This is a genomic window from Cellulophaga sp. BC115SP, from assembly GCF_009905545.1.
In the GTDB taxonomy this organism is placed as follows: Bacteria; Bacteroidota; Bacteroidia; order Cytophagales; family Spirosomataceae; genus Flectobacillus; species Flectobacillus rivi.
In genome coordinates, this window is record NZ_JAAALB010000022.1 from 20,822 (window position 1) to 35,008 (window position 14,187).

General features: G+C 38.0%; 10 protein-coding genes. 4 read left to right on the forward strand and 6 right to left on the reverse strand.

Going from position 1 to position 14,187, the window contains the following annotated elements:
• Nucleotides 1-56: 56 nt before the first annotated feature.
• Nucleotides 57-1,739: an arylsulfatase gene (locus GVN22_RS16280; RefSeq protein WP_166552073.1), complete on the forward strand. Its 1,683-nt coding sequence runs from the start codon at nt 57-59 to the stop codon at nt 1,737-1,739.
• A 490-nt stretch (nt 1,740-2,229) separates the two neighbouring features.
• On the opposite strand, the gene GVN22_RS16285 is transcribed toward GVN22_RS16280, so the two are convergent.
• From GVN22_RS16285 to GVN22_RS16295, 3 genes are all read right to left on the reverse strand, one after another.
• A complete protein-coding gene (locus tag GVN22_RS16285; RefSeq protein ID WP_166552074.1) occupies nt 2,230-3,300 on the reverse strand; it encodes a hypothetical protein in 1,071 nt (356 codons plus the stop codon).
• 147 nt (nt 3,301-3,447) lie between these two features.
• Nucleotides 3,448-4,026, reverse strand: coding sequence for a YdeI family protein (locus GVN22_RS16290; RefSeq protein ID WP_240915683.1), 579 nt, complete (start codon nt 4,024-4,026; stop codon nt 3,448-3,450).
• 56 nt (nt 4,027-4,082) lie between these two features.
• A complete protein-coding gene (locus GVN22_RS16295; protein WP_166552075.1) occupies nt 4,083-4,973 on the reverse strand; it encodes a DMT family transporter in 891 nt (296 codons plus the stop codon).
• Between the two features lie 260 nt (nt 4,974-5,233).
• On the opposite strand from GVN22_RS16295, the gene GVN22_RS16300 reads away from it, so the two are divergent.
• A complete protein-coding gene (locus tag GVN22_RS16300; RefSeq protein ID WP_166552076.1) occupies nt 5,234-5,806 on the forward strand; it encodes a YdeI family protein in 573 nt (190 codons plus the stop codon).
• A 12-nt stretch (nt 5,807-5,818) separates the two neighbouring features.
• Here GVN22_RS16300 and GVN22_RS16305 read toward each other — a convergent pair whose 3' ends face one another.
• The 3 genes from GVN22_RS16305 to GVN22_RS16315 form a co-directional block, all read right to left on the reverse strand.
• Nucleotides 5,819-7,096 carry a Na+/H+ antiporter gene (locus GVN22_RS16305; protein WP_166552077.1) on the reverse strand — a complete coding sequence of 426 codons (1,278 nt, stop codon included), beginning with the start codon at nt 7,094-7,096 and terminating at the stop codon, nt 5,819-5,821.
• Nucleotides 7,097-7,200: 104 nt separating this feature from the next.
• On the reverse strand, nt 7,201-9,228 hold the full coding sequence (locus GVN22_RS16310; RefSeq protein WP_205690932.1) for a glycoside hydrolase family 36 protein: 2,028 nt from the start codon (nt 9,226-9,228) through the stop codon (nt 7,201-7,203).
• Nucleotides 9,229-9,808: 580 nt separating this feature from the next.
• On the reverse strand, nt 9,809-11,674 hold the full coding sequence (locus tag GVN22_RS16315; RefSeq protein WP_205690933.1) for a gamma-glutamyltransferase family protein: 1,866 nt from the start codon (nt 11,672-11,674) through the stop codon (nt 9,809-9,811).
• A 207-nt stretch (nt 11,675-11,881) separates the two neighbouring features.
• Here GVN22_RS16315 and GVN22_RS16320 point away from each other — a divergent pair, with 207 nt between their 5' ends.
• Both GVN22_RS16320 and GVN22_RS16325 read left to right on the forward strand, forming a co-directional pair.
• On the forward strand, nt 11,882-12,814 hold the full coding sequence (locus GVN22_RS16320) for an alpha/beta hydrolase (RefSeq protein WP_166552079.1): 933 nt from the start codon (nt 11,882-11,884) through the stop codon (nt 12,812-12,814).
• A gap of 153 nt (nt 12,815-12,967) precedes the next feature.
• A complete protein-coding gene (locus GVN22_RS16325) occupies nt 12,968-14,176 on the forward strand; it encodes a hypothetical protein (protein ID WP_166552080.1) in 1,209 nt (402 codons plus the stop codon).
• Nucleotides 14,177-14,187: the final 11 nt, after the last annotated feature.

Sequence of the window (14,187 nt, forward strand, 5' to 3'; positions counted from 1 at the left end):
AACACCATCTTTCAAAGCTGACAGCCGATTATTCAAAGTCCTTTCTCCCTTTTTTTATGAAAAAAACATTCAAGCATTGGAGTCTAGCATTTACACTCTTCACTATCATATTGGCAAATTTTGAGATTTTGGCACAAAAAACACCTGCTAAGAAACCCAATATCATCATTATTATGGCAGATGACTTGGGGTATTCTGACATTGGTTGCTTTGGTGGCGAAATCAATACACCTAATATTGATCGGCTCGCCAAAAACGGGCTTCGCATGACCAATTTTTACAATAATGCGCGTTGTTGTCCTACTCGTGCCAGTTTACTCACTGGACAATATGCCCATAAAGTAGGTTTGTCAATCAATGGAAATGCCCTCACCAAAAATGGTGCTACAATCGCTGAAATTTTAAAGGAAAATGGCTACCAAACGGGTATGGTTGGCAAATGGCACTTGAGCGACGATATCACAAAGCCAAGCACCACCGAACAACTCAAATGGTTGAGTCACCAAGCCTATCCCAACGACAACTTTGCTTCTGTGGAGAGTTATCCGATTAATCGTGGTTTTCAAAAACACTACGGTATTATTTGGGGCGTAATCGATTACTTCGACCCTTTTTCGTTAGTTGACGGAGAAAAAAATGTGCAAGAAGTGCCTAAGGATTATTATATCACTGAGGCTATCAATCAAAAATCGGTTGAGTATATTCAAGAATTTTCGAAAAAGAAAGACCCTTACTTCATGTATGTGGCACATACCGCCCCGCACTGGCCTTTGCACGCACGACCTGAGGATATTGCCAAGTACAAAGGTAAATATGATATGGGTTGGGACGAACTTCGTAAACAACGTTATGCTAGAATGGTTAAACTAGGCTTAATCAACCCAAAAGTTACCAAGTTGATAGACGTAGACGGTCGTAACCCTAAATGGGAAAAATTGACTGCACAAGAAAAAGAGTTTCACGCCAATAAAATGGCAACTCATGCCGCTATGATTGAAAAGGTAGATACAGGTGTTGGGCAAATTTTGGCAGAATTAGAAAGAACCCATACGCTAGACAATACTCTAATTTTCTTCTTGGCTGATAACGGGGCGTCGCCCGAAATTCCAACAAATCCGGGCTATGACCGTCCGGGGAATACACGTGCTGGCATTCCTATGAAATATGACAAAGAGTTATCTCCAAATGAAATCGGTTCAGAAATTAGTTATACTGGAATTGGTTCAAACTGGGCTAATGCTGCCAATACACCCTATCGTTTCTGGAAATTAGAATCATTTGAAGGAGGAATCCATACACCGATGATTGTCCATTGGGCAGGTTTGAAAACAGCCAAAGGTTCAAAAGCACCTGCCTTGGCACACGTTTTTGATATTTTGCCAACTATCTTGGACATAACCCAAACACCGTATCCTGCCTCCTACAAAGGCAATGCCTTAACACCATTGGATGGCAAAAGTTTTCTGCCTGTTTTACAAGGAAAAACACAAAAAGGACGTGAGGATATTTTCTTTGAACATGAGTCAGGCAAGGCGTATATCAAAGGCGACTGGAAATTGGTACAGAAAACCCGTAGCAACCAATGGGAACTATATAACCTTTCTGCTGACCGAAATGAAACAGAAAACTTAGCAGAAAAAGATCCAAGTAAAACCGCTGAAATGCAAAAAGCATGGGAAGGCTGGTATTCATCACTCAAACCCTATATCAAACCAAGACCAGGCAGTGGACCGAGATAGATTTAGTGATTGGTGATTGAGTGTTTGAGTGATTATGTAAAATTTATATTCCAACAGTAGAGACGCAATGATTGCGTTTTAAGCCAAGTCATGTCTAACATAGTATCAGAAAAAGCGTTCGAAAGTTATTTTTCGAACGCTTTTTCTGATAAAAACTTGTAGAGTCATCCCAATCCTAAAAATTTGGGATGACTCATGTTTCTGATGAAGCTGTTTAAACTTTTGTAAAATTGCTGGCGTAAGCAATGAATTTATACTGTTTGAGCGAAGCGAGTTTATAAATTCTTGATTTTTTTGTTACTTTTTGTATCAAGACAAAAAGTAAGACGAAGAATTAATCAATAATATATGTCTTTTGAAAAGTTTAAACAGCTTCGATATTATATTTCAAATGATACATCTTTAGACGCAAAGCATTGCGTCTCTACTAAAATATGTAATTTTAAAAATCACTAATTCGCTAAATCACTCAACCACTCAATAAATTGCTCTATTTCAAACTTATCACTTGATAAAAAGCTTGGTTCAATTGACGAGTTTGTCCATTTACTTTTGTTTTCAAACGGTCATCATCGTTGATGATATACAAGGTAGATTTGTCTACCACTGTTACATCCTCAGCCTTCGTGTTAAGTTTTAGCACTTCTCCATTTGATGATTTTACAATCGAAATTTTATTACTTCTTAAGTCATTCAAAGAGGCCGTCCAAAGATATGCGCCTACATTTTCTGGCGTTTCGTATGAAGTTAGAATCACAAAACGCTTGTTAAATCTGTCATATTCGATACTCGAAAGACCCAATTTCACATCGCCCACCAATTGCTTGTCTGGCTGAAAATCAGCAACGATCTTCATCGCTCCTGATAAAGAAACCACACCATTTTTGAAAGTATATGGCACCTCGATAACCTTTACTACATAAATCGGATTTTGAAAACTTTCACCAATCTCTCTTACCCCCAAATACAAGTGCGTATTTGTAGCCGCAAAACCTTCTACTTTGAAATATGGCACACCTTCAGGGAATTTTTCATTGGCTAATACCTTCGAAATTTGTTTTCTCAAACCTACAGAACTTGTTGCCTTTCCGTCTTCTGAAAGTACTTTTGGCGATTCATCCTGCCCTTTTTCCCAATACAAAATGGTATTAAAACCATCCCATTCGGCGCTATTATCTTTTACCCTGTCAAAGCCCGTAGACAAAAATATCAAACCTTGATTTGGCGTAATAGCAAAGTCTTCGTATTTCTTAGCGGCTTTGAATATTGGATTTTTGAGATATACAATTTTAGAAGTATCTGTCGTGATCGTATTGCTTAGGATAGCAAAAACAGAGGTACGTCCATCTGGCATATCCTTATCGTTGGCAATCAAGATTTTGGTACCATCAAAAACAATCGCAGAAGTTTCGCAAGTAGCTTTACTATTGACCAATTCGGGTTGGAAGCACGAGATACAATTTTGTTCTTTAATCTCCGCAACCTCGACTATTTTGCTTGTTCGACATTGGACAAATAATAGGGCGGAAATACTACAAATAAGCAAAGATTTTTTTGTCATGTGATGAATCGTTTGGGTTCTATATTGATGCAATTTGCAAGATGTAATCAACAAAAATAGCGGGTTTATTCAATTTTGAAGTATTGAACCAAAAATAAGTTGTCGATTGACGGATTCTGTCGAAGAGTGAATAAATTTTGTTTTTCGTCATTTACCTTTCTGCAATAGCGAAACAATTTCTTCTATACGCTTCTGGCGGGTTTCAGGTCGCTTGGCTGATAACAATTTATACAGTATTTCCTTTTTTGCAGATTTACTGAGACTTTCAAATTTTTCAGACAAACCTTCTTCTAATTGTAGGCTTTCCATAAAATCTGATGGAATAACCAATGCTTCAATGTCATCTAACACCGTCCAAGAGCCATTTTCTTTGGCGATACGAATCGACTCTAATCCAGCAGGAGCCATCAATTCTGCCTCTATCAATTTTTCGATCTTATCTTTATTAATTTTTGACCACGTACTTTTTGCTTTTCTTTTGCTAAAAAACTGTAAAGATTGTACCGCATCCACTGACACTTTTTTACTATCAATCCAACCAAAACATAACGCCATATCTACAGCTTCAGACCATGTAATAGTGGAAACCCCTGAAGATTTTTTATAAAATACTACCCAAATAGACTGATGTGAGTGATGATGTTTTTCTAGCCAATCTCGCCATTCGGCTATATTTTGAGGATAAAAGGTTTCTACTTCTTGCATGGTTTCAAGTGATTTGTTCATACGACTGTCACAAAGCTACGACGACGATATGACAGCCGTATGTCAGTAGGATTTTTTTAAGCTACCTGTTTTTTAGTCTTTACATAATTCATCCAAACAATCGCTCCTAACATTGTTACAATCCCCAGCAATTGAATCTTGCTTAGCGATTCTCCAAGCACCAAATGCGCACAAATCACGGCAATAGGTAGTTCGATGGTCATCAAAATAGAACTGATACCTGCGCCTATTTTAGGAATACTTTTGACAAACAAAACGGTTGGAATCGTTGTGCCAAGTATGCTCAAAAACAAAATCATATATCCATAATTCAAATCAAAATGCTGACTCGTTATTATAGTTTTGGCATTGACAATAAAAATACAAATGGCTGAACCAGTCATAATCAACGTACTCTTCACTTGCCAAGCAGTTGCGTTTTTTATACGACTATTGGCAACAATATAGCTGGCATAAGTAAATGACGTGGCTAATGCAAAGGCAATACCTACCCATGAAAAAGACTGTATTTCTTGTTCGAAAACGCCACTTGCAAATAAAGTCCCAATCAAAATTAATAGTACGGTCAGGAGCTCCATCTTGCTTGGTTGTACTTGATAAAATAGCCAATCCAATAGCAAGCTTATCCATGTAAACTGCATTAAAATTACGATGGCAAGTGAGGCAGGGATATAACTTACCGATTGGTAGTACAAAAAATTGGACATTCCAATCGCTGCACCAGTCAATAGTAAAGAGATCCCCCCTTTTCTATCTAACGGAGAGGATTTTTTATCTTTTACCAATAGAATCGTTGGTGCCAATACAATAGCAGAGCCAAGTGCCTGTCCAAACGATAATTCGGCAGCATTGTATCCATAAGTATAAAATAATTTGACAAAAGACGACATCATGCCGTAGAGTACTCCGCCAAGAAGCACCATTAAAATATACGGTAAGTTTTTCATTAAAAGGTTGTTATAAAATTTTCAGTAAAACCAAATTGATATAAATGGCAAAACAACCTTGCTTGAGAATGGATACAAAAAACAGCTCCCACAAATTTTGTGAGAGAAAATTATCATCCAGTTGTTTAGCCGATTAGGCAACTGGTGGAGGCGTATTAGCAGAGAATAATAAGTTCATTCGAATAATTTTTAATTAAACAAAAATAAGGATATTTTTGACTAAACATACAATTTTCCTCTTAATAAAATCCTATTTAAAAATGAAAGCAGATCGTTTTTTTGAAAAAGACCAAAAGTGGCAGTTAGAAATGGAAACACTCCGAGAAATTGTTTTGGAGTGCGACCTAGAGGAGGAAGTCAAGTGGATGCACCCATGCTATACCTATCAAAACAGCAATATAGTCTTGATTCACAGCTTTAAGGATTACTGTGCTTTACTTTTTTTCAAAGGTGTTTTGATGAAAGATCCTGCCAAACTGTTGATTCAACAAACCGAAAATGTTCAAGATAGACGCCAAATCAGATTTGTTCATCTAGAAGAAATCATTCAAAATCGTACCTTGATTAAAGCATATATCTTGGAGGCAATTGAAATAGAGAAAGCAGGTTTGAAAGTCGAATACAAACCTACCTCAGAATTTACCATGCCAGAGGAGTTCAAAGAACTATTGGATCATGACGAAGCCATCAAAACAGCCTTTGAACAACTTACCTCAGGTCGACAAAGAGGGTATTTATTACATTTTTCGTCGGCCAAACAAGCCAAAACTCGCATAGCAAGAATTGAAAAATATCTTCCTAAGATTATGGAAGGCAAGGGAATGGAAGATTAAATTCCTTATTGTTTAACCCTCTGTACTTTGTACCTCCTTGGAGTTATCTTTTTTTAGAATAATTGGTAATAGCATTCCTTGTCCGACTACGCTATATAAGATAACCATAAAGGTAATAAAGAGAATTTCGGCTCGCATCGGAAACGGGCTGTTATTCTCAAGTGTTTCGGGTAGTGCCAAAGCAATAGCCAAGGAAACAATCCCGCGCATACCCGAAAGGCTGATGACAAGACTCTCTTGAATATTGATTAACACATTTTCGGAGATGTTCCTTTTGTTATCTTTTTGAGATTTCTGAAGCCCTTTTTTCAGTTTTTTTCTTTGTAAAAATATCCTCAGCATTCGGATGACAATCGCCAAGAGAGTAATTGCCAAGGCGTAAAGACTGAATACGATCATTTCGTGGGTATCTAATTCTGGCAATACCTCCTCTAACTCTAGCCCTATCAAAATAAAGACAAGCCCGTTTAATAGAAATATCACCATATCCCACACGTGTTCAGATTGTTTTTTGATTCTTTCTGAAAAGTATATTTTACCTTTTTTCGAAACAATAAATCCTAAAACTACCACTGCAATTACGCCTGAAACATGAAAATCTTCTGCCAATAAATAGGTAACAAAAGGGAAAAGTAACAGAAAGCTATTGACAGCAGTGGGGTTATTTTTGACAGCTCTGAGCAAAAAACCTAATACTAATGCCATGCTCCAGCCAATCAAAACGCCACCAGCAATAAGCATAAGAAATGTCCCGCCAGCTTGCCACCAGATAAAAGCTGCACCAGCTACTGAAGCTAACGCAAATTTATACGCCACAAGCGCTGAGGCATCATTCAGCAGACTTTCTCCTTCCAAAATTACAGTCGTTCGATGTGATAATCCTAGATTTTTGGTAATTCCGATGGCAGCCACCGCATCGGTTGCAGCCAGAATGGCTCCTAACAAAAATGATAGAGGCCAATTCATATTCGGAATCATATAATGTGAGAGCACCGCAATACCGACGTTAGTCAAAAACACTAAACCAAACGCCAATGAACTAATGGTGGAATAATGTTCCCAAAAATCCTTTTGAGGTATTTTGAAAGCTGCATCATATAAAAGTGGTGGCAGAAATAAGAGAAATATGATTTCTGGGTCTATGGGAATAGGCTTAAAACCTGGTACCAAACTCAATAATAGACCCGCAATTATCAAAAAAATCGGGCTAGACCAATTGAGTCGCTCGGCAAGTGCCGTCAGCAAAATGATTAACCCTAAAACAAATAATATGACGGTATAATTTTCCATAAAATACAGTTCAATTCACAATTACGCCTGAAAGCCTATTTTGTAAAGGTATCTTATCTGAATCTGATTACAAAAATCTGAATCACTTAATAAGCTCTTATCATCTACTTACCCATTACCTGCTTGACCTCCAAAAGCATTCCGTCGTATTTTTGATGTAGTTTTATGCTGACACCCAATTGTGCTAAATCTTTTCCAGAAAATACTCCTAATTTCTTTCCTGAAATAGCTTCGCTAATTTCGTAGTTTTTTTCAGATGTCAAAAAGTTAACATATATCTTTCGATCAGATTCCTGACTTCCATGTCTGAACACACCAACGATTCCTCCTTCATGCGTATCTGTATTTATTCGTTGAAAACCGTCCCAAAAACCCTCTTTAGGTTCTCCATATCCTTTTAAATCTTGTCGAAAACTCATAAAATGGTACTTATTTTCCATTTTATTCAACCAATCAGCATATTTACGATACTTTTTAAAATCTTCAGTAGACAATTGGCGTGGGTCTCCAAGCATAATGGGCAACGCTCCTGCCAACGACTGAATATGCGTCTCCCAACCCTTGTCTTGCATAGCTGGATTTCCTATGACGAGTGCTGCTGCGGGCATCGCAGGCGACCTCCACCAAGCCATATTTCTGACTCTTAAATCAACATTTTCGTCAGGCGGACCTGCAAAGTTTGACAGCCAGTTGCCTTCTGCATGCTTGAGCATGGCATAGTCAATCAGTTGTAGGCCTCCCATTGTTTCGAAGGTACAGTCTATAAACAGGTCTGATTTGGCTTTGTGTAGCTCATCAAACAAGTTCCAAACAGCCTCATAATTTACAAAGAACGATTCCTCTCTATCCTGATGACTCGGGTGATTTTGGGCAAAACATCCTGCATTTTGATTGCCGAACTTATAGGGGCTTGTCACTACCGTAAAATCTAGTTTCATATATTCCAAGCCATAATCTAAAGCCATTTTCATCAAAACTTCTTTGATGTAGTCTTTCCAACCTGTGCTAAAACAAGCTGTTACCATGGTCGAATCTTCCCAATGTAGGTTATAAGGTTGCTGGTTTTTGTCCAAGACAAACCACTCAGGATGCTGTTTATAAACCTTGCTTTCGGTAGAAGCACTTCCCACACTGACCCAAAGACCTGGCTTCATTCCCAAAGATTTGATATAGTCAAAAAGTGGCTTTAATCCGTTGGGAAATTTAACTTTATCAATAGTCCAATCTCCATAATTATCACTCCAGCCATCGTCGATAATAAACTCCTTCATACCTGCATCAGCGGCACTTTTGGCGAGTCCTTTTACCAACTTTTCGTTGATGGCTTTATTGAAAGGCTCCCAAGTGTTGTACACAAAAGTAGGTTTTTGTACCAACTCTGAAAGACGAATTCCCATGTGTTTTCTTACAAAATCGGGCACTACGGTATTCAGGATTTCATCTGGGTCTTTTTGTTGGTTGTACACTGACGTAAATACTTGGGGAGAAACAAAACTTTCTCCAGTTTTAAGATATTTCCTAAATGGATAACGTCCATCTCTATGCGTCAGACCCGCACAGACGGTTCTATCTTCCCAAAAGGCGGAGGTATGTTTTAGAATACCAGAGGCTTCATTTCCTATCACGACGCCTTGTTGCCAATCACTGTTATGAATCGTCACGAGTGCATCTTGCATATCACCATTATAAGGTCCAAGTGAGCGTCTACGCCCGTAATCGTGACAAATCCAGCTATAGGTTGTGGCATAATATGGCGTCACTATCAATTTTTCTACGTCGACAGATTCTAAAGTAAGTGTATTATCGGATAGATTTTTAACCGTAATATTTTTCCGAATGATAGGTAAATTAGGATACAGTAAATATTGTAAACCGACCTCTACAAGCTTGTCGGCACTAATTAACTTAATAATAGCACCTTTGCCTTGTTTTGTATCAGTCACAGGAAGAATCTCTAACAAAGTCCATAAATCAGACCCTGTGTAAAGTTTGTGATTCAACTCAAAACTGAATTCGGGATTGATATTTTCAAAATAATTATACGCTCCACGCAAAGGTTTATATTCTGTTGTGCCGACAGAATTTGTTCCTTGAGGTAAATGAATTGTTCGTTTGACTATGCCATTGTTCAAAACTAGCTCTGTTTGATTCCAGTGAGCATAAGTAGTTTGCGAGAAAATTCTATGAGAAATTGATACGCCTCCGAGAATTATGAAAAAAAGGATAATATTTCTCTTTTTCCAACAAAGAAATTGAATACGGGTTTGAATAAAGACTGCGAACATTTGTGAATATATAAAGATAAAAATTGAGTGTAGAGTAAGTTAGTCAATCCTAGTGCTATTTCTATCATTGGACCTGTTTAAACTTTCTTAAAATTGCTTGCGTCAGCAATGAATTTATACTGTTTGAGCGAAGCGAGTTTATAAATTCTTGAATTTTTTGCGGCCGCCGCTGCGGTTACTTTTTGTTTCAAGACAAAAAGTAAGGCTAATAATTAATCAATAAAACTGTTTTTTAAAAGCTTAAACAGCTTCATTGTTAAAGGGTTAGATACGCCAATGATAACATAATTTCAATTTATCTTCAGGATAACAAACAAAAAACATCCGTTAAAACATAAAGAATTTAACGGATATTCAATTAATCTTTTAAATATAAATCGTTAATTATAAGAACTTTACACTCAAAATCACAACTCATCATTCACACCTACCAACCTATACCATAATCTTCGCCATGATTACTTGAGCCTCCCCAGAAACTTTTATGTTTCCAGTCGAAATAAATGGCATTGATAGGACCACTCGTGCGCTCTTGGTAATTGATTTTATAGCCCATTCGTCCTAAGTCTTTGCGAGTCCAGCTTGGAGTTGCTTCATTGAGCGTCAAGCCTCCGTTGATACGTTCATGTTTCCCAAAACTAGAATACATCTGTAGAGTTTTAAAACTAGGCGCTTCACAAGCCTCCTGAACGGTCATATCAAATTCTGCCATATTCAAGAAAAACTGTAATAACAACTGATCTTGTTCATCACCCGCTTGTTTGGCAAATGACAGATAGGGCTTCCCGTCTTTCAAAGCCATACTTGGCGTCAAAGTCACGCGAGGACGCTTGCCAGGCTCAACCACATTAAAGGGATTTTCCTTCGGGTCTAGCACGAATGCCTGCATACGTTGACTCATACCAACACCTGTATTACCCGCAATACACGCAGGAACCCATCCCCCACTTGGCGTCATCGAAATTACCCAACCTTCTTCATCAGCTGCTTCTACAGATGTTGTTCCAGCCGTAAAATCCTCCTCGAATTGGGTATTATAAACGGCATTATTTTTAGGAGAAAAAGTGCTTGCTCCCATCCAAGTTTTCAAAATATCCTGATAAGGATTAATCTTCCCTTCAAATGGATAGGGATCGCCAGGACCAATTTTAGGGTCATTGGCTTCTGGATTGATAAGCTTACTACGCTCTTTGGCATATTCTTTCGAAAGCAAGCCTTTCATCGGTTCTTCGGGTGCAAAAGCTGGGTCGCCATAATAGAAATCACGGTCAGCAAAAGCCAAATTCATCGCCTGATACAAAGTATGAATATAGCGAGTGGAGTTATAGCCCATACTTTTCAAATCGAAGTTTTCTAGGATATTCAAGGTTTGAAGCATCGCTGGTCCTTGAGTCCATTGCTGTAATTTGTACACCTCAATACCTCTGTAGGTCGTCATGGTTGGTTCTTCGATTTTCACTTTCCAATTAGCCAAATCCTGTTCAGTAATCAAACCACCTTGCTCCTGACAACCTCTCACAAATTCTTTGGCTATTTCACCCTTATAAAAAACATCATAGGCAGCATAAATGGCATCTTTACGAGATTTTCCCTTTGCCAGCGCCTGCTGTTCTGCCTTTACTAGTTTACCCAAAGTTTCAAGTAAATCCTTTTGTACAAATATTTCACCAGCTTCTGGAGCTTCATATTTTGAGCCCAAATGAGGTAAAAATACCTTTTTTGAATACGGCCATTGTTTGATTTGCTCCTTCGCTTTTTCGATTGAATTGGCAGTTTGTGCTTCAATTGGGTACCCTTCTGCCATTTGCATAGCTGGTGCCAATACTTCCTTGAGCGACATCGTACCATATTCTGCCAAGATGGTCATCAATCCTCCAGGCGTGCCAGGCGTAACTGCTGCCAAAGGACCAAATTCAGGCGGATATTTCATGCCCTTATTTTTGAAAAAATCAGCAGTTGCTCCTGTCGGTGCTACTCCAAGCGCATTGATGGCAATGACTTTTTTAGTTTTAGGATTGTATATCAAGGCTTGTGTTTCGCCACCCCAGCTCAGTACATCCCACATGGTACAAGTAGCGGCGAGCATGGCACAAGCAGCATCAATGGCATTTCCACCTTTCGAAAAAGTCATGGCTCCTGCGGTGGCGGCGAGGGGTTTTCCTGTAACTGCCATCCAATGTTTTCCGTGTAATGGAGGTTTTTGTGTAAGTACAGGAAGATTATTAAAGGCTTGTCCGAAGGATTTGGTACAAAGCAACATGATAGCGATTCCAATTCGTAAAGTATTTTTCATGAAAAATGTGTTTTGTTGATTGTCTATTAAAAATAATCGCTGACTAAAAAGAAGACAAACAAATTCTGCTTTTTACGACAAATAACAGGCTTTGAGGGACTAAAGCAATCATAAAGGGTTCACCCTTCAGAAAGTGACACCTATAATTATAAAGTGGAACATCATCAGCGAAAAAATTGATTTCCTTTACAGAAAACAACTCAAGATATGATACTCAAAAACTTTTACCTCTTATTGCCTTTCTTATCGAGCATTCTTTCAGTTATGTCTCAAACTCCTGCACCACATGTTTCATCTGGCAAAATTGTTCGGATAGAGAATTTCTCTTCTAAATTCATTTCCTCTCGAAATATAGATATATGGCTTCCAGAGGGTTATAGTAGTCAAAAAAAGTATGCTGTGCTCTATATGCACGATGGTCAAATGTTGTTTGACAGTACCACTACTTGGAATAAGCAGGATTGGCAGGCGGATGACGTAGCCACAAAGTTGATGAATGCTCATAAAACCAAAGATTTTATTATAGTTGGAATCTGGAATGGCGGCGCAACACGCCATCCTGATTATTTTCCTCAAAAGCCTTACGAATCACTCAGCCCAAATCAGAAAGTTTTTGTCACCAACGAACTAAAGAAAATAGGAAGAACAGAGGAAAACTTTCAGCCAGTTTCTGACAATTATTTAAGATTTTTGGTCAAAGAATTAAAACCTTATATTGACCAGCACTTTTCGGTAAAAAAAGACCGTGCTAACACCTTTATCGCTGGCAGTAGCATGGGCGGGCTGATTTCGATGTATGCGATTTGTGAATACCCCGAGATTTTTGGGGGTGCGGCTTGTCTTTCTACCCATTGGATTGGTATCTTCTCGGACACCAATAATCCAATTCCTGAGGCATTTTTGAAATATATGGATTCTCACCTTCCTCAGCCTCAAACGCACAAAATCTATTTTGATTTTGGGACAGCAACGCTAGATGCTTTTTATCCTAAACATCAAGCCAAGGTCGATGAGTTGATGCGAAAAAAAGGATTTACCTCAAATAACTGGGAAACTCTCCAATTTGAAGGCGAAGATCATAGCGAAAAAGCTTGGGCCAAAAGACTCCATTTGCCTTTTGAGTTTTTATTAAAAAAGTAAATGTCTTCAGCATATAAAGTATCTGAAATTAAAAAGCGCAGAGATGAGAGATTAAATTATTTTTGTTTTTTTCAATTTGTCATGCAACCCTTCTTATAACCACTTACGTCTGTGTTGTTGAAAAGGCGATTATGTGATGCTTTTTATGACCACATGACAACATTTAACTTACATATTTCTATACTCCCATGTCGAATACTTGCTGGTATTCTGAGCGCTGTCGTATTGCAAAGCTGTGATACCGTAGTGGAGGCGACAATGCCAGTTTCGTCTTCAGGTATTCCTCAAGCAAGTACAGAAGTATTCAAGCAAAAATATCCAGAGGTTGGCTCCTTTATATTTGAACCTCTCGAAAAAGATAAAACTTGGCAAACGGAATTCGTGACTACCGTCGGCAAAGTTTTTTGTTTGGTAGATTATCAAGGAGAAATCATCGATGCAAATAATTTGGTGGGCATTCCCAAAACTCTCCCCGAAGCCATTAAACAGCATTTTAATAGTCAATATCCTTCAGCAGAAATCCTTGCCGTGTATGATTTGATGAAATCCACTACGCTTACGGAGGGATATAAACTGGTTATTAAAACCGCCAACAATACAACTTTGCATTTGTATTATGACTCGGCAAATGCTTTTGTTAGAGCGCAAACTCTTTCAAGCGAAAAAGCATTATCTATTATTTTTACCAGTACAGACCAAATCAACTATGACACACAGGTACCAGTTGTTGTGAAGCAATTTGTTAGTAATAATCAGCTCAAAAATGCAAGTATGGTAATTTATCAGTTATCAGATAAATCCTATAAGTTGTTTGTTAATTTTAGAGAATTATCCAATGGTGCTTTACAAACTTTTGAAATAGTACTTTCAGAAACAGGTCAAGTGCTAGAATGGGTCTCTTCTATCGAAAATAATTATGCGTATAAAGTATTAAACTCTTCAAATGTTTCTTCGAAAACGAAGAGCTATTTGCAAGCTAATTTTTCCAATTGGCAATTTGATTACGGTATTGTAAAAACCATTTTTGGACAAAATAAAACCAATTTTGTAGCACTAAAAACAGGACAAGAAGATAGTTATATCATTACTGAAGAACAAACTAACGAGCACAATCTAACAATTATACACGCACAAGTTTTAGCCGAAAACAAGTTACCAGATGCTATCAAAAGTACACTGAGCTCGACTTTCCCCAATTGGATTTTTGTTAATGCCCGCATGGTCTATCAACCATCTGATCCAAATAATGCCGCTGCTACAGAACCTGATCACTTTCAAGTTGAAATAAAACAGGGAGCTGTCAGATATTCCGTACGTTTGGCGGCCGATGGAAAAATTATTTATCAGTATCAAATACAATAAATCGTACTATC

Excerpts from the sequence above, each read along its gene's own strand:
- GVN22_RS16320 (WP_166552079.1), top strand. The coding sequence starts at position 11,882 with ATGATACTCAAAAACTTTTACCTCTTATTGCCTTTCTTATCGAGCATT.
- GVN22_RS16280 (WP_166552073.1), top strand. The coding sequence starts at position 57 with ATGAAAAAAACATTCAAGCATTGGAGTCTAGCATTTACACTCTTCACT.
- GVN22_RS16325 (WP_166552080.1), top strand. The coding sequence starts at position 12,968 with ATGACAACATTTAACTTACATATTTCTATACTCCCATGTCGAATACTT.
- GVN22_RS16290 (WP_240915683.1), bottom strand. The coding sequence starts at position 4,026 with ATGAACAAATCACTTGAAACCATGCAAGAAGTAGAAACCTTTTATCCT.
- GVN22_RS16305 (WP_166552077.1), bottom strand. The coding sequence starts at position 7,096 with ATGGAAAATTATACCGTCATATTATTTGTTTTAGGGTTAATCATTTTG.
- GVN22_RS16295 (WP_166552075.1), bottom strand. The coding sequence starts at position 4,973 with ATGAAAAACTTACCGTATATTTTAATGGTGCTTCTTGGCGGAGTACTC.
- GVN22_RS16285 (WP_166552074.1), bottom strand. The coding sequence starts at position 3,300 with ATGACAAAAAAATCTTTGCTTATTTGTAGTATTTCCGCCCTATTATTT.
- GVN22_RS16315 (WP_205690933.1), bottom strand. The coding sequence starts at position 11,674 with ATGAAAAATACTTTACGAATTGGAATCGCTATCATGTTGCTTTGTACC.
- GVN22_RS16300 (WP_166552076.1), top strand. The coding sequence starts at position 5,234 with ATGAAAGCAGATCGTTTTTTTGAAAAAGACCAAAAGTGGCAGTTAGAA.